15 protein-coding genes, 1 tRNA gene and 1 other RNA gene are annotated in these 15,726 nt (G+C 48.7%); 7 read left to right on the top strand and 10 right to left on the bottom strand.

Features of this window, described 5'->3' with window-relative positions; all coding sequences use genetic code 11:
• Nucleotides 1–3: 3 nt before the first annotated feature.
• Genes A28LD_RS12155 through A28LD_RS07930 form a run of 4 tightly spaced genes read right to left on the bottom strand, consistent with a single transcriptional unit; the run spans nucleotide 4 to nucleotide 3,056 of the window.
• Nucleotides 4–162 carry a DUF4160 domain-containing protein gene (locus A28LD_RS12155; protein WP_158091788.1) on the bottom strand — a complete coding sequence of 53 codons (159 nt, stop codon included), beginning with the start codon at nucleotides 160–162 and terminating at the stop codon, nucleotides 4–6.
• On the bottom strand, nucleotides 155–862 hold the full coding sequence (locus A28LD_RS07940; protein WP_007420561.1) for an ABC transporter ATP-binding protein: 708 nt from the start codon (nucleotides 860–862) through the stop codon (nucleotides 155–157). The genes A28LD_RS12155 and A28LD_RS07940 overlap by 8 nt, the downstream gene beginning before the upstream one ends.
• The gene (locus A28LD_RS07935) at nucleotides 859–1,923 is read right to left on the bottom strand and encodes a FecCD family ABC transporter permease (RefSeq protein ID WP_007420560.1); all 1,065 of its coding nucleotides are present in this window, start codon (nucleotides 1,921–1,923) and stop codon (nucleotides 859–861) included. The genes A28LD_RS07940 and A28LD_RS07935 overlap by 4 nt, the downstream gene beginning before the upstream one ends.
• Complete coding sequence (locus A28LD_RS07930; protein WP_007420559.1) at nucleotides 1,920–3,056, bottom strand: ABC transporter substrate-binding protein; 1,137 nt, start codon at nucleotides 3,054–3,056, stop codon at nucleotides 1,920–1,922. Before A28LD_RS07930 ends, A28LD_RS07935 begins: the two co-directional genes overlap by 4 nt.
• A gap of 123 nt (nucleotides 3,057–3,179) precedes the next feature.
• On the opposite strand from A28LD_RS07930, the gene radA reads away from it, so the two are divergent.
• Nucleotides 3,180–4,553, top strand: coding sequence for a DNA repair protein RadA (gene radA, locus A28LD_RS07920; protein ID WP_007420558.1), 1,374 nt, complete (start codon nucleotides 3,180–3,182; stop codon nucleotides 4,551–4,553).
• 98 nt (nucleotides 4,554–4,651) lie between these two features.
• On the opposite strand, the gene A28LD_RS07915 is transcribed toward radA, so the two are convergent.
• The 5 genes from A28LD_RS07915 to A28LD_RS12460 all read right to left on the bottom strand — a co-directional run bounded on the left by A28LD_RS07915 (nucleotide 4,652) and on the right by A28LD_RS12460 (nucleotide 6,864).
• Nucleotides 4,652–4,728: transfer RNA gene (locus A28LD_RS07915), tRNA-Trp, on the bottom strand.
• Between the two features lie 86 nt (nucleotides 4,729–4,814).
• Nucleotides 4,815–5,342 (bottom strand): GNAT family N-acetyltransferase, encoded by a 528-nt coding sequence (locus A28LD_RS07910; RefSeq protein ID WP_007420557.1) that lies wholly within the window; start codon nucleotides 5,340–5,342, stop codon nucleotides 4,815–4,817.
• A complete protein-coding gene (locus A28LD_RS07905; protein WP_007420556.1) occupies nucleotides 5,332–5,604 on the bottom strand; it encodes a type II toxin-antitoxin system TacA family antitoxin in 273 nt (90 codons plus the stop codon). Before A28LD_RS07905 ends, A28LD_RS07910 begins: the two co-directional genes overlap by 11 nt.
• Nucleotides 5,605–5,781: 177 nt before the next feature.
• A complete protein-coding gene (gene upp, locus A28LD_RS07900; RefSeq protein WP_007420555.1) occupies nucleotides 5,782–6,411 on the bottom strand; it encodes a uracil phosphoribosyltransferase in 630 nt (209 codons plus the stop codon).
• A 324-nt stretch (nucleotides 6,412–6,735) separates the two neighbouring features.
• The gene (locus A28LD_RS12460; protein ID WP_139043556.1) at nucleotides 6,736–6,864 is read right to left on the bottom strand and encodes a TilS substrate-binding domain-containing protein; all 129 of its coding nucleotides are present in this window, start codon (nucleotides 6,862–6,864) and stop codon (nucleotides 6,736–6,738) included.
• Between the two features lie 175 nt (nucleotides 6,865–7,039).
• On the opposite strand from A28LD_RS12460, the gene ettA reads away from it, so the two are divergent.
• From ettA to ffs, 6 genes are all read left to right on the top strand, one after another.
• Nucleotides 7,040–8,707, top strand: coding sequence for an energy-dependent translational throttle protein EttA (gene ettA, locus A28LD_RS07895; protein ID WP_007420554.1), 1,668 nt, complete (start codon nucleotides 7,040–7,042; stop codon nucleotides 8,705–8,707).
• 679 nt (nucleotides 8,708–9,386) lie between these two features.
• Nucleotides 9,387–10,661 (top strand): serine hydroxymethyltransferase, encoded by a 1,275-nt coding sequence (gene glyA / locus A28LD_RS07885; RefSeq protein ID WP_007420553.1) that lies wholly within the window; start codon nucleotides 9,387–9,389, stop codon nucleotides 10,659–10,661.
• A 19-nt stretch (nucleotides 10,662–10,680) separates the two neighbouring features.
• Nucleotides 10,681–11,130, top strand: a complete 450-nt coding sequence (gene nrdR / locus A28LD_RS07880) for a transcriptional regulator NrdR (protein ID WP_007420552.1) — start codon at nucleotides 10,681–10,683, stop codon at nucleotides 11,128–11,130.
• Nucleotides 11,123–12,274, top strand: coding sequence for a bifunctional diaminohydroxyphosphoribosylaminopyrimidine deaminase/5-amino-6-(5-phosphoribosylamino)uracil reductase RibD (ribD, locus tag A28LD_RS07875; RefSeq protein ID WP_007420551.1), 1,152 nt, complete (start codon nucleotides 11,123–11,125; stop codon nucleotides 12,272–12,274). The genes nrdR and ribD overlap by 8 nt, the downstream gene beginning before the upstream one ends.
• A 65-nt stretch (nucleotides 12,275–12,339) precedes the next feature.
• Nucleotides 12,340–13,455 (top strand): bifunctional 3,4-dihydroxy-2-butanone-4-phosphate synthase/GTP cyclohydrolase II, encoded by a 1,116-nt coding sequence (ribBA, locus tag A28LD_RS07870; protein ID WP_007420550.1) that lies wholly within the window; start codon nucleotides 12,340–12,342, stop codon nucleotides 13,453–13,455.
• A 186-nt stretch (nucleotides 13,456–13,641) separates the two neighbouring features.
• Nucleotides 13,642–13,738: signal recognition particle sRNA small type (ffs, locus tag A28LD_RS12150), an RNA gene on the top strand.
• Between the two features lie 47 nt (nucleotides 13,739–13,785).
• Here ffs and A28LD_RS07865 read toward each other — a convergent pair.
• Nucleotides 13,786–15,726, bottom strand: a 1,941-nt coding sequence (locus A28LD_RS07865; protein ID WP_007420549.1) for a S9 family peptidase, incomplete at its 5' end; no start/stop codon positions are given.

Here is a 15,726-nt window from a genome sequence, read left to right as displayed (position 1 = left end):
GGCTTACTCCAACGGCTTTATTTTGTTTAATGGCTGCAATGCTTGTGCCAGATCCCAATCGCACATCAATTCTTCGCGGTTGCTAATGATCCACTCAACCACCATTAATAGTACACGCTTTGGTAAATTTCCAGCAATTACTTCGAGAGTTTGCTTACACACCAAACACATCAAATATATTTTTATCACTAAGAACTTCTGCGGCAAGGCCGTGGGCAAAAACTTCGCCGTTGTTGAGCAGCACGGCGTTATCGCAAAAGGTTTTTCCCGCGTTTAAATCATGCATTACTACTAAAACGGTGCCGCCTTTTCGGGCGTGTTGTTGCAGTAAATTCATTACTGCTAGCTGATGGCGTGGATCGAGCCCCGCGGTAGGTTCATCTGCCAAGATTATTTTTGGTTTGCCGGCAAATACGCGCGCGAGCAGGGCGCGTTGCAATTCCCCAGTGGATATTTCGAATACTTTGCGTTCGGCGAGGTGCAAGCAATCGGTTTCAGCCATGGCTTGTTGCACAGCCGCTTGTTTTTCTTCTTTACTCCAACTTTCGCGCGTTAAAGTTCCAAGTTCTACCAATGCACTTACTTTCAGTGCCCATGCCGGGGTGATTTGTTGGCCTAAGTAGCCCACTTCAGATTGGGGCAAATTGTGAAACTCGGTGGCTTTTCCATACTCAGCAGGTAGAACTCCGGCTAAAATCTTCAATAACGTGCTTTTCCCGGTACCATTTTCGCCGAAAATTCCGGTAACTTTGTTTTTTTCGAAGTTTAGCGAGATGTTTTTTAGAATTTCGCGGCTGTTGTAAGCGAAGTTCAAATTGCTCACGCTAATAGCATTGGCTTGTGAATTGGTATTGTGGTTCATTTAGGGTTCCCCCACAGGCTGCCGGACATATTGTGGCGCACCAATAACATTAAGAAGAATGGGCCGCCGATGAGCGTGGCCATAACCCCTACCTGTAGTTCGGCACCGGTTGGCAATAACTGCACGAGTATATCCATGAGCAGCACCAATAAAGCGCCGGCAAGCATACTGCTGAAGAGCAGCCGGCGTGGATCGCCGTGAACGAATGGCCGCAATATGTGCGGCACTACTAAACCGACAAAGCCAATAACGCCGGTAACAGCCACTGCGCCACCCACTAATAATGCGGTACCGGTAAGTAATTTTGCGCGTTCAAGGGCACCGTTGAAGCCCATTGATGTTGCAGTTTCTTCGCCGAGGGTGAGGGCTTGTAAATAGCGGCCGCTGGTGAAAATTAGTATCGCGCCAATGAGTAAGAACGGTGAAATGAGCATGATTTGATCGAGATCGCGATTGGCCAGCGAACCCATGAGCCAAAAGCTTATTTCTTGCATGGCAAAAGGGCTTGGCGCCATGCTGAGTGCGAGCGCAATGAGCCCAGATAGAAAGGCGGAAACGGCCACACCGGACAAAATGAGAGTGGTAATGCTGGCGCGCATGCCTGCAATGAGCACCACGATGAGCAAAGCTGAGGCGCTGCCGAAAACGGCGGCGATTGGTAAGAGCCAGGAATACCAGGTAGCGAAGCCGAAATAGAGCACGATTACGGCGGCAAGGGCAGCTCCAGAAGAAACACCCAGTATGCCAGGCTCTGCCAATGGGTTGCGCAATAAGCCTTGCATGCCGGCACCTGCTAAGCCTAGCGCCGCGCCGGTAATGAGCGCGAGTAAGATGCGTGGAATACGAATATCAAAGAGGATTTGTTTGCTAATGGCGGTATCCGAGAAAGTGGTGTCTGGCACCAACTTCTCGGGGGTGGTGTCATAGAAAGTGGTGTCAGACACCATTTTCTCGGGGAAGCCGAGGGCGGTGAGCACGTTTACATCGGCGCTGCCCACCCAAAGTGCGGCAATGGCGGTGATGGCGATTGCAACGCCGAGAATCATTCGGTGCAGGTTCATGGGCGGTTTTCTCTTTCCTGTTCTGATGTTAGCTGTGCGGCCGATGCGGCTTCGGAATCTTGGGCTAATTGGGAAGATAGAATATGAATAGCCTCGGGAAGCCGTTGGGCCATGCAGCCACTTACTTCGCGGGGCAAATAAAGCGCTGTTACGTGCGGTAATTGTTGATAATTGCGCAGTGATTTATGCATTAAATTAAGGTTCGCTAGGGCAAAGCTTTGTTGTGCTTGGAACACACATGGATTTTGATTATCGCCGCAGCTCTCTTGTTTGGCGGCATGCGTATTTGCTTCAGCGGCAACTTCCGAAGTTACCAACTTGCCTTCAAGTAATAATATATCGGGCTGCCATTGCAAAATGTCTTCTAACCCTACTTTAACCAAGCCATCGCCTTTGCGTGCCGCTAGGTTTTCTAAGCCCATGTGTTGAAACAGTTCGTTGAGTAGATTGTTGCCGCCAAAACTCCATTGGTTAACCTGCATAGCGAGCACAGTTGGCCACCGACCTTCGTTTGCATAAGCTTTGTTTGCATAAGCCTCGTTTGCAGAACTCCCGCTTGGCGCGGAAATTTCGGCAATATCAGCTTGCGCTAATTCCGGTTGTTGGAGCAATTCAGCGAGCTCTTGAAAAAACCTGCGGGAACCGGCAAAGCTATTGGGTTCATCGAGCACGGCTACGGGTAAGCCATTATTACGAAAATTATTGATGCGAATAGGGGAGTTAAATTGCCCAGCAATAATCATATCGGGCTTTAACTGCATAATTTGTTCAATGCGGCCGTGGTGTTCGGCAACTGGATAAAATTCAAAATGCTCATTTTGCCAGCGTTCGAGCACGTAATCGATGCAGTAGTTCATGGAAACAATGCGTAGTTTTTGCTGAGGAACTGGATCAGTATTTTCGTTGGCTTGCGCACTTTCTTCAATGGCTTCCTCGCCTTGGTTAAATATTGCTGAAGAATTAGGCTGCGAAGAGTTTGCCGCATGGGCAACCGCAAAACTAGCTAGCAAAAGGGCTAACAGCACCATTGATGTGAACTGCAGAGCGAGCATCGGCTGCTGAGAAAACTTCGGTAATGCGCGAGTAAAACTGGATGTGTTGATTGGGAAAATGCTGAACTGGGTTCCCCTCATCTTGCGCTTCCCTTATTATGGTTATTAGTTCGGTTGCTGCCCGCAGTTTCTTAGCGTTGCGCTTCATTTGCACTTTAGTTTATCAGCCCGCTAGTTTATTAGCACTTTAGCAGAGAGAAAAATATGGCCAAGGCAAAGCAGAAAACCGCCTATGTATGTACCGAATGTGGAGCTGATTTCCCGCGCTGGCAAGGCCAATGCAGTGAATGTGGTGAATGGAATACGGTGAGCGAAGTGCGTTTGGGCACTGCGGCTCCGAGCACCGGAGGCCGCAGCCGCACTGGCTTTTCGGGGCTAACTGAATCAAAAGTGCAAACCCTAAGTGAAGTGGATTTGCAAAATGTACCGCGCTTTTCTACTAGCTTTCAAGAATTCGATCGGGTATTGGGCGGAGGCATTGTGCCGGGCTCTGCAATTTTGATTGGTGGCTCGCCAGGTGCGGGTAAGAGTACATTGTTGCTGCAAACCATGTGCAAGCTAGCCGAACATATGCCAGCGCTTTATGTTACTGGCGAAGAATCGTTACAACAGGTAGCCATGCGCGCACAGCGGCTGAACTTGCCCACCGATAAACTCCGTATGTTGGCTGAAACCTCGGTAGAACTCATTTGCCAACTAGCGGATAAAGAAAAGCCGAAAATTATGGTGATTGATTCGATACAGGTAATGCACCTTACCGATATTCAATCAGCACCCGGCAGCGTTTCGCAAGTGCGCGAAACCGCCGCGTATTTAACTCGCTATGCCAAGCAAAACAACGTTGCTATTTTCATGGTTGGGCACGTAACCAAAGATGGGTCGCTGGCCGGGCCAAAAGTATTAGAGCACTGCATTGATTGCTCGGTAATTTTGGATGGCGATGGTGATTCGCGTTATCGCACGCTGCGCGGCACCAAGAACCGCTTCGGCGCCGTAAACGAGCTCGGTGTTTTTGCCATGATGGGCGATGGCTTAAAAGAAGTGAAAAACCCCTCGGCTATATTCTTAAGCCGTGGCCAAGAACATGGCAGTGGTTCGGTGGTGCTTACAGTTTGGGAAGGCACGCGCCCGTTGTTGGTAGAAATCCAGGCTTTGGTAGACCATTCTCAGCTTTCAAACCCGCGCCGCGTTGCTGTTGGCACCGAGCAAAACCGTCTGGCTTTGTTGCTCGCCGTATTGCACCGACACGGTGGTTTGATGCTCGGTGATCAAGATGTATTCGTAAATGTAGTAGGTGGCGTGCGGGTAGTTGAAACCAGCTCAGATTTAGCGCTATTGCTGGCGATTGTTTCTAGCTTTCGCGATCAGCCGATTCCACAAGATATGGTGGTGTTCGGTGAAGTAGGGCTTTCGGGTGAAATTCGGCCGGTGCCAAACGGTGGTGATCGCCTAAACGAAGCGGCAAAACATGGCTTTAAACGCGCCATAGTGCCGATTGCAAACGTACCGAAAAATGTGCCGGCGGGCATGCAGGTGCAAGGCGTGAAGAACATATCTGAAGCGTTGGAGTTGGTTTAGTTTTTTGGGGGCTGGCAGTTAGCGCGCTCTGGCAGCATGCTTCAAACGCGAGGCACAAAAAAAGCGCAACGGGTTAAAACCATGCGCTTTTAAAAAATTGGCAGGGGCGGAGGGATTCGAACCCCCAACCGTCGGTTTTGGAGACCGCTGTTCTACCAATTGGAACTACGCCCCTGCAACAGCGCTGAATTATACCGAGCATCTATACCGCGGCAAGTGTTTTATGCACAAACTAAAACGTTTGCACGGTTTTTAAACGATTCATTCGATAGCGGCGTGAATTTCTCTCATACTTAAAAACATTTTTGCAGTGCTGCTCTCGCTTTCCTCATTCAAACGAACAAAACCTAAAGTTCTATAGAAATCGATAGCTGCAAGGTCTGCATCTAAATAGAGGCCATAAATGCCTATTTCTTTTGCGGCTTTGTGCACGCGATGGAATACATCTGCCATCAGTTTCTTGCCAATACCTTGGCCTTGTAGCTCATTTTCAACGCCAAGCATTATCAATCGAGCGCAGGGGATATCGCGCGGAAAGCTTCCCGATGAGAGTGAGAGCATATCGCTAGCTATTAATTTAAACGAGCTTAGCGTGTAAAAAGCTGAGAAACGCCCATTATTTTCGCTATTGAGCAATACATAAGCTTGAGAAAAGCCATTAGCCACTTGTTTTTTCAAAGAGCTATGAACAAATTTGTTAATAACTCTGTTGCCGCAATCGAAGTTCTTTTGCTGATAATAGGTTTTATTGACGTCATATTGTTCAATCAAAAATCTATTAGCTTTCATCAATTGGCCCCAGCGCCATTAGCTCTTTCAACGCTTTTGTAGGAGCAGACGGTTTCGCCAGAGCTTCATAAAGCGCTTTTTGTTCCTCAGCTTGTAATTGAGATTGCATAACTACTTCACGAGCGGCTTTTAACGCCGGCTCTATTATGAAGGTGGTCATGTCGACGCCCCGTACTAAAGCAGCTTGAACTAGTAGCTCTTTGTTTTGCTGTGTTGTTTTCAAATCTAAACGTGCATCTTTCTTTATTGTTAATGCCGTCATTGTACTCACCTCGTTAGGCTTTTACCTTTAGTTGAACGTAAGTTTAGTTCAATGCAAAAAAATACGTTTGTTGTACGTACATAAGAATAGCAAAGGCACAAAAAAACGCAAGCATACGTATTTTGTACGTATGCTTGCGCGCAAATTAGCTTCTAAATTTATATTCTGCTGGTGAACTTATTTAGTGCCAAATATCTTATCTCCAGCATCGCCAAGGCCTGGCAAAATGTAGCCGTGCTCATTTAAGCGCTCATCTTGCGCTGCGGCATAAATAGTTACATCAGGGTGTGCTTTTAAAACCCGTTTCACGCCTTCTGGCGCCGCAACTAAAACCAAAATACGAATCTCTTTGCAGCCATGTTTTTTTAACATATCCAGCGTGGCTACCATAGAGCCGCCGGTAGCCAACATCGGGTCGATTACCAGCGCCATGCGCTCATCTATATTACCCGCGAATTTTTCGTAATAAGGCACCGGCTCTAGTGTTTCTTCATCGCGATAGAGCCCAACAACACTCACTTTCGCACTTGGAATCAGCTGCAACACGCCATCGAGCATACCCAAACCAGCCCGCAATATCGGCACAATAGTAATCTTTTTACCCTTCAGGCGCTGCACACTAATCGGCGTATCGTTCCAGCCCTCAATTTCCGCGGATACTAATTCTAAATCTTGGGTAGCTTCATAGGTTAAAAGGTTGCCAAGCTCGTTGGCCAGTTCACGAAAATCTTTGGTGCTGATATCGGCCGCGCGCATCAAACCAATTTTGTGCTGAATTAATGGATGCTTGATTACATGAATGCTCATTAGGGCCTCTTTAAATACATGAATTTCCCCAAGTATAACGGAAATTCCAGCGCGTGGGGGAGAGGCTTTGTTTGGGGTGGGCGAATACCTTGTTCAGGGACGCCGTAAACCCATCCATGGGGGCTTGGACGGCGCATCCATGCGCCGTACACCCTGACCAAGGTATTCGCCCATCCCAAACGCCTCTCCTCGGCAGTACCCGTTATTGCTGGCCAGCTTCCGGTTACGCACTCCCTCGCACTAGCTCTGTCGATGAACTCACCCTCACAAACGCCTCTCTTCGGCAGGCCCCGTTATTGCCGTCCAAGTATTAGTTTGTTTTAGCTATAAGTAACTCTGCGGCATAGGCTGAGTGGTGTTGAGGTTGAAGGCATGCCGAAATAATTGTTGCTGGCGTGAGGGAGAGAAGGCCCTCAGTTCAGAAATGTCCGCGCCAAGGATGGCGCGGATCATAGCGCCACATGGATGTGCTTGAGCGGTTCTGTACTGAGGGCCTTTTCACCCGGAAGCCGGCAAACCTTCCTCGGACCACAAGCCTTCAATCTCAACACCAAGCACAGGATGCATTGGCGTGGGGCTGTGGTACAATTACTGAGATTTGTTATTTCTAACAGGAACTGTGAGGCGTATGGCTCAGTATATTTATAGTATGTTGCGGGTGAGCAAAGTAGTGCCACCGAAACGTACCATTTTAAAAGATATTTCCCTTAGCTTTTTCCCTGGCGCAAAGATTGGTGTACTTGGCCTTAATGGTTCGGGTAAATCAACTTTATTACGCATTATGGCTGGCGTAGATACCGAGTTTGAAGGTGAAGCACGCCCGCAAACGGGTATTAAAATCGGTTATTTGCCGCAGGAGCCAAAACTGGACCCGAACAAAACTGTTCGTGAAACCGTTGAAGAAGCCCTGAGCGATATTAAAGATGCATTGGCCGAACTTGATCAACTTTATGCAGCTTATGCCGAAGAGGATGCGGATTTCGATGCCCTAGCCAAACGCCAAGGTGAGCTTGAAGCGATTTTGCAGGCCAAAGAAGGCCACAATTTAGAGAACGCGTTAGAGCGCGCCTCGGATGCCCTGCGTTTACCGCCTTGGGATTCTACTATTGAACACTTATCGGGTGGTGAACGCCGCCGTGTAGCGCTTTGTCGTTTATTGTTAGAAAAGCCTGATATGTTGCTACTCGATGAGCCTACCAACCACTTGGATGCGGAATCAGTAGCGTGGTTAGAGCGCTTCTTGCACGATTATGAAGGCACCGTGGTAGCGATTACCCACGATCGTTATTTCCTTGATAACGTAGCTGGCTGGATTCTGGAACTCGACCGTGGTTACGGTATTCCTTGGGAAGGCAACTACTCGAGCTGGCTTGAGCAAAAAGATGCTCGCTTAGCCCAAGAAGAGCGTGGCGAAGCTGCGCGGCAAAAATCGATTAAGAAAGAGCTTGAATGGGTGCGCCAGAATCCGAAAGGGCGCCAAGCCAAGAGCAAAGCGCGGCTTAACCGCTTTGAAGAGCTGCAATCTGGCGATTACCAAAGCCGTAACGAAACCAACGAGCTATATATTCCACCTGGGCCGCGCCTTGGCGATAAGGTGTTGGATGTTACCGGCCTGAAGAAGAGCTACGGTGATCGGGTAATTATCGATGATTTAACCTTCAGCATGCCGAAAGGTGCGATTGTGGGTATTATCGGCCCGAACGGTGCGGGTAAATCTACTTTGTTCCGCATGATTAGTGGCAAAGAACAGCCAGATGCGGGCACGATTGAGTTGGGTGAAACTGTTCATTTGGCTTCGGTTGATCAGTTCCGCGATGATATGGACGATAAGAAAACGGTTTACCAAGAAATCTCGGATGGCCAAGAGATTTTGCGTATCGGAAATTACGAAGTACAAGCCCGCGCCTATGTGGGCCGCTTTAACTTCCGTGGTAACGATCAGCAAAAGTTCATTGGTGAGTTATCGGGTGGTGAACGTAACCGGGTGCATTTAGCCAAGCTATTGCGCGCTGGCGGCAACTTATTGTTGCTCGATGAGCCTACCAACGATTTGGATGTGGAAACTCTGCGAGCATTGGAAGATGCATTGCTCGAATTCCCTGGCGCTGCCATGGTAATTTCGCACGATCGCTGGTTCCTAGATCGCATCGCTACGCACATTCTAGATTACCGCGATGAAGGCAAAGTAACCTTCTACGAAGGTAACTACACGGAATACGTAGATTACATGAAGAAAACCTACGGCTCCGATGCCATGGATCCACACCGCATCAAATACAAAAAAGTTACAAAATAACTCCAAAGCCGCGGCCCAAACCGCGGCTTTTTTGTGCTGGGAGTGGCTGCAGAGCCGCTTGGCGCTGTTTGATGCAGTTAACAACTAACGCCCACCGCTTCCGCTGATCTGCAGAGGTCACTCTAGAACCGCTCAAGCACATCCATGTGGCGCTATGATCCGCGCCATCCATGGCGCGGACATTTCTAGCGCGCCCTCTGCAGATCAGCTCGCGCGCTGCACGTCAGTTGTTAACTGCATCAAACAGCGCCAAGCGGCTCTTCAGCCACTCTCAGCAAAAGAGCAGCGATATCGGTTATTGATGCGTTGTCATGTCAACTTCGTTGCTGAACGGGAGCGGGAAAACGACTTGCGGTGTTTGAATGGGGGGGGGTGAACCACTATTGGCGGTGTTTAACGTGTGTAGTAGCGAGTAGGCAGCGTGCGAGCTGATCGCTCTAGGCCGCTCCAGAAATGTCCACGCCATGGATGGCGTGGATCATAGCGCCACATGGATGTGCTCGAGCGGTTCTGGAGTGGCCTAGAGCGATCAGTGGAAGCGATGCCTGCTTGCTGCTGCGCACGAAACCAGCCAGTAGTGGTTCAGCCCTCCACCCCTCGAGCTACCATTCATGGTGCGAATAGGGTATACTGTGGCATTAAATTTTGGCTGATATTTCACCGTTTATTAGGAGTACGCATGTCTGGTTCTGAGATGACAATTGCTAAGTTTGACCCCGAGTTGTGGGAAGCAATGCAGGCCGAAGTTGTTCGCCAAGAAGAACACATTGAGTTGATTGCATCAGAAAACTATACCAGCCCACGAGTGCTTGAAGCACAGGGTTCTCAGCTTACCAACAAGTATGCTGAAGGGTATCCGGGCAAGCGTTATTATGGCGGTTGTGAATATGTAGATATTGCTGAAACTTTAGCTATTGAACGCGCAAAAGAGTTGTTTGGTGCTAAATACGCCAACGTACAACCACACGCCGGTTCGCAAGCTAACACCGCAGCATTCATGGCCATGTGTAGTGCCGGCGATACCATATTGGGTATGAGCTTGGCGCATGGTGGCCACTTAACGCATGGTTCGCACGTGAACTTTTCCGGTATTAACTACAATGCCGTGCAATATGGTTTGCATCCTGAAACCGGTGAAATCGATTACGAACAAATGCGTGCATTAGCAATTGAACATAAGCCAAAAATGATTATTGCTGGTTTTTCTGCGTATTCAGGCATTGTTGATTGGCAGAAATTCCGCGATGTAGCCGATGAAGTAGGTGCTTACTTTTTAGTTGATATGGCGCATGTTGCCGGTTTAGTGGCGGCAGGTTTGTATCCAAACCCGGTGCCAATTGCCGATGTAGTAACCACTACTACGCATAAAACGCTGGCGGGCCCGCGCTCAGGTTTGATTTTGAGCGGTAAAGACGACCCGGAGCTACACAAGAAATTAAACAGTGCCGTATTCCCTGGCAACCAGGGCGGGCCGTTGATGCATGTGATCGCGGCCAAGGCGGTGGCGTTTAAAGAAGCGCTGCAACCTGAATTTAAAGTTTACCAACAACAAGTGCTGAAGAACGCGAAAGCGATGGTGCGGGTAATGCAGGAGCGTGGTTATGATATCGTTTCTGGCGGCACCGAAAACCACTTGTTCTTAGTTGATTTAATTAAGAAAGATATTACTGGTAAAGATGCCGATGCCGCACTTGGCCGCGCATTTATTACCGTAAATAAGAACTCGGTGCCTAACGATCCGCGTTCGCCGTTTGTTACTTCAGGTTTGCGCTTGGGCACGCCGGCAATTACTCGCCGGGGCTTTAAAGAAGCACAAGCGGAGCAAGTTTCAAACTGGATTTGTGATGTATTGGATGCCATAAAAGATGGCGTTGGCGATAATGCAGTGGAAGCTCGTGTACGCGAAGAAGTTAAAGCGTTGTGTGCGCAGTTTCCGGTATATGCAAAATCGTAAGTTAACTGAAGGATAACTGATGCATTGTCCGTTCTGTGCTGAGCAAGATACAAAAGTAATTGATTCGCGGTTGGTAGCCGATGGTATGTCGGTTCGCCGCCGCCGTGAATGTAATGCTTGTAAAGAGCGTTTTACAACGTTCGAAAGCGCAGAATTGGTAATGCCTCGGGTAATTAAAAGCAATGGCGCGCGCGAACCTTTTAACGAAGATAAGTTGCGCGCTGGCCTTTTACGCTCATTGGAGAAACGCCCAGTGAGTTTAGAAGCAATGGAGCAAACCATTAATCGAATCAAATCTAAGCTGCGCGCTACTGGGGAACGAGAAGTATCCAGTAAGTTAATCGGCAGTTTGGTGATGGAACAACTCAAGCAACTAGATAAAGTTGCGTATATTCGCTTTGCGTCGGTTTACCGTTCGTTTGAGGATATTCGTGATTTTGGCGCGGAGATCGCACGCTTAGATGACTAAAAATAATTTTACGGATACCGATATTCATTTCATGGAACGCGCGCTGGAACTTGCAGCGCAAGGGCGTTTTACTACTCATCCAAACCCTAATGTTGGCTGCGTGATTGTTGATTTTTCTGCAGAGAAAAATGGCGAGATCGTAGGCGAAGGTTTTCATCTGAAAGCTGGTGAAGCGCATGCGGAAGTTAACGCATTAGCAGAAGCGGGTGATCGAGCGAAGGGCGCAACTGCGTATATCACTCTGGAACCTTGCAACCACACTGGCCGTACACCACCTTGTGTTGATGCACTGATAAAAGCCGATGTGGCGCGTGTTGTAGTAGCCATGGAAGACCCTTTCCCGAAAGTAGCTGGCGCAGGTGTAAAACGCCTGAAAAAAGCCGGTATTAAGGTGGAAATGGGTTTGTTGGAAAAAGAAGCGTATGCGGTTAGCCGTGGTTTCTTTACCCAGCAGAAATTGAAGCGTCCGTTTGTGCAATTGAAAATGGCGGCGAGTTTAGATGGCCGTACAGCACTTGCCAACGGCAAGAGCAAATGGATAACTGAGCGCGATGCGCGTTGTGATGTGCAGGTAGGCCGCGCGCAAGCGGGTGCTATCTTAACTGGTGCCGGTACTATTTTAGCCGACGATCCAGCATTAAACGTTCGCCACACTGAATTTCCGAATGGTGTTGAATACATTGGCGAAGTTCGCCAACCAGTGCGGGTGATTATTGATCACCGCAGTGAAGTGCAGCCTAGTGCGCAAGTATTTAAAGACGGCGGCCCGGTTTGGTTGATTCGCACTAAAGCAAGCGGCATGGAACTGCCAGCAAACGCTGAAGAAATTATCATGGATACCGGTGTTACCGGCCGTGTTGATTTAACGGCATTGCTGCAGTTGATAGCCAAGCGCGATATTCATACGGTTTGGGTTGAAGGCGGCGCACGTTTAGCTGGCGCCATGCTAACAGCGGAATTGGTAGATGAATTGATAGTTTATACAGCTCCGAAATTGATGGGTGATAATGGCGTGGGCATGTTCCATTTGGGCCAAATCACTTCGATGGATAACGTTCCAGTTTGGGAGTTTAGCGAGATCACTCAAGTTGGTGTTGATGTGAAAATGGTATTGCAGAAAACCGCGGGCTTTGGCTTACGCTAATACTTGTTTCAGGTTTTGCATAGTTCCAACAGCGCACGCCACATGTTGTAAATGAGGATACCTAGATGTCGAGTTTGAACACTACAGAAGAAATCATTGCTGATATAAAAGCCGGTAAAATGGTTATTCTGATGGACGATGAAGACCGCGAAAATGAAGGTGATTTAATACTGGCGGCGGAATGTGTAACCCCGGAAGCCATTAACTTTATGGCTCGTTATGGCCGAGGGTTGATTTGTTTAACACTCACTGAAGATCGCTGCCGGCAGCTGCAATTGCCTCTGATGGTTGGCCAAAATAATTCCCCGTATGCAACAAACTTCACCGTTTCTATCGAAGCGGCTGAAGGCGTTACTACGGGGATTTCTGCAGCCGATAGAGCGCGCACGGTGCAAGCGGCTGTGGCGGCGAACGCAAAACCGAGTGATTTGGTAATGCCTGGCCATATTTTTCCATTGAAAGCTCGCCAAGGCGGCGTTTTAAACCGCGCTGGCCACACTGAAGCAGGTTGTGATTTGGCGCGTTTAGCTGGATTTGAAGCAAGCTCAGTAATTGTGGAAATTCTGAATGAAGATGGCACCATGGCGCGGCGCCCAGATTTGGAAAAATTTGCTGCAGAACACGATATTAAAATGGGCACCATTGCCGATTTAATCGAATATCGTTCAGTGAAAGAACACACCGTTCACCGAGTTGCGCAATGTAAATTACCTACGGCTTATGGTGAGTTCGATTTAGTAACTTTCCAAGATACTGTAGATGGCCAAGTGCATTTTGCCTTAGTTAGCGGCGAAGTTAACGGCGATGAGCCCACTTTAGTGCGGGTGCATTTGCAAGATACTTTCAATGATTTGCTAGCTACTGAACGAGCTGCGCGCCGCAGCTGGCCGCTTTACCGCGCTATGCGCCGTATCGCCGAAGAAGGTGGCGTGTTCGTATTGTTAGGTAAGCAGCAAACGCCAACTGATTTAATTGATCAGGTGCGGTTCTTTGAGCAACAAGATCGTGGTGAAGCGCGGGTGGGGAATACCCAATCGAGCGAATCGCGAAATGTGGGTGTAGGTTCACAAATTCTTGCTGAACTTGGCGTGCACAAAATGCGTTTGTTGAGTTCGCCGAAGAAATACACTGCGCTTTCAGGCTTTGGTTTGGAAGTTGTAGAGTTTATCGAAGATAAATAATACGTTATAGATGTGCGAAACGCGCCGTTACCAAGTTTGGTAGGCGCGTTTTTTTATGGGTGTGATTCGGCTGGAATTTTGAGTAAGGGTACTCTTCACTTACTCAAAACGTTCAGCTTTTAAGCAAACGGCAGCAGTGCGGTTGTGTTAATAATGCCTTTCAGCGATAATGCGCGCTGGTGGCCTCATTGGTCCCCTCGCAACATGAACCAGCGAACCCGGTCAGGCCTGGAAGGGAGCAGCCGTAGTTGGGGTAATGTGTGCCGGGGTGCGGCTGGTGAGGCCACCTCCTATTTTGCTCACTTGGAAGCGAAATAGGAGGCCGGTAAGTTATTCCCCACTGGTGTGTTTTTTCATGAATGCCAGTACGCGCGTCATCATTTCCACGTTATTTTCCACCTTGTAGAAGCCATGGCCCTCGTTCTCAACGAGCATTTCTTCGTATTCGATTTCCGCTGCGTCTAAACGCTCTTTTAGTAAATGATAGTGATCTACGTGAGCGCGCACATCTTCAGCTCCGTGAGCGATGAACAACGGTGTTTTGATGTTGGCAACATGGTTGCTAGGTGAACGTTCTTTCAACACATTAATATCAGTACCAAGCACCCGATCAAGGTAGCGCTGGCCGCTCACTTGTTGTGGAATATCACCTGTTTCTTTGATGAGTTCAAGGTCGTAAACGCCAACAAAAGCCCAGGCACAGGCATAGAGGTTTGGTTCTTTTACAATGCCGGAAAGTGCTGAGAAGCCGCCGTAACTCGCGCCGGCAATACACACCGAATCTTCTTTGGCGAAACCCTGTTCCATAATCCAATGTGTACCATCGGTGATGTCGTCTTGCATTTTAGCGCCCCATTCGCCGTAACCTGAGCGCTCAAAGCCAACACCATAGCCACCACTACCGCGAAAGTTAATTTGCAGTACGCCAAAGCCGTTATGCGCAAATGCTTGTACAAAGCTATCGAAGCCCCAGCGATCACGCGGGCCGTGAGGGCCACCATGAACAAATACTACAAAAGGTACGGCTTCGCCTTCCTGGTAGCCTCGCGGCAGGGTTTTGTAACCATGCAGCGTAACGCCATCACGTGCCTCAAAGCTAATAGGGTGCATATTCTGCATTTGCGCCGGGTCGATCCAAGGGCGTGAAGCGGCCAAGAAACGCAATGCTGGTGCCTCCGTATCCAGTACAAAGAATTCGGTAGGCGCTACATCGCTAGAAACCGCAACCATGGCTAATTTGCCGTCTCGGGTCCAGTTGTTAATAGTTACTGAGCTACCGATAAACATTTCTTCCAGTTGGCGCAGCCAAACAATTTCTTTCGCGCTTTCATCAACACTGTGCCACTGCGGAACACCATCGTGGAAACGAACTCCTATAACCCGATTACCAGAGGAATTAAATTTAACCCCATCTACTTCTACGTTATCGTTTGGCAATACTGGGCGGAAATCACCAGTTGCGAGCTCAATTTGGTAAAGCCCTAAGTGCTCGTTATCGCGTGAACGCATATATACAAAATCGCCACTGGCATCAAAACCTACAGGCGATAAATGATCGCTAATTTCGTTAGAGAAGTTCCGCCATTCTGCTTCTTCACTTGGCCGCCACGCGAACTCGGGTTTCATGTCATCATTCGAACCCATGGCAAAGCGCACAACGTTATCTTGATCGGCCATCAAGAAACCGCGGTTTAGCGGCGAAGAAGCAACTTGATTTAAACGGGCATGGTTAACATTTAAGCGCTCGGCTATAGGCCGTGGGCGATCGTGTGCCCAATTCTGTACTAGAATCCAATCGGGTTCATCTGGTAGTAAACTGATGATATCCATGTAACGGAAAATGCGGCTGCCCTGCTGTGTACCAAAGAGCTGGCGGCGGTTACTGCCATCGGCGTTAATAGCATAAATACGGCCAGTTCCTACCGGTTGTTCCAGTGCCCCCGGCTGAACTACGCTAGTAAAAATCAAGCGCTCATCGTTTACCCAACGCACATTGGAAGGGCTTTCTTGGCCGCGTAATTGAAAAGCTGCGGTAATCGACATGGAATCTGGCTTGCTTATATCCAACACGGCGAGGCTTCGTTGCTCATCGTTGGGCACAGTAACGGCTAGATATTTACCTGTGGGGGATATGGCAGCATCACCAAATTCTGCATGCTTGAAGAAATGTTCAAGCGGAATTTCGTTTGCATGAACGGCTGCGCCAAACAAGAAAGGAATACTTAGCAACATGCCAAGCCAAATTTTACGAGCGGTTTTTGAAAATGACAT

The organism is Idiomarina sp. A28L (genome assembly GCF_000218785.1).
Taxonomy (GTDB): Bacteria; Pseudomonadota; Gammaproteobacteria; order Enterobacterales; family Alteromonadaceae; genus Aliidiomarina.
Note: the sequence above shows the minus strand (reverse complement) of the source record. Positions and strands in the feature narration are given on the sequence as shown.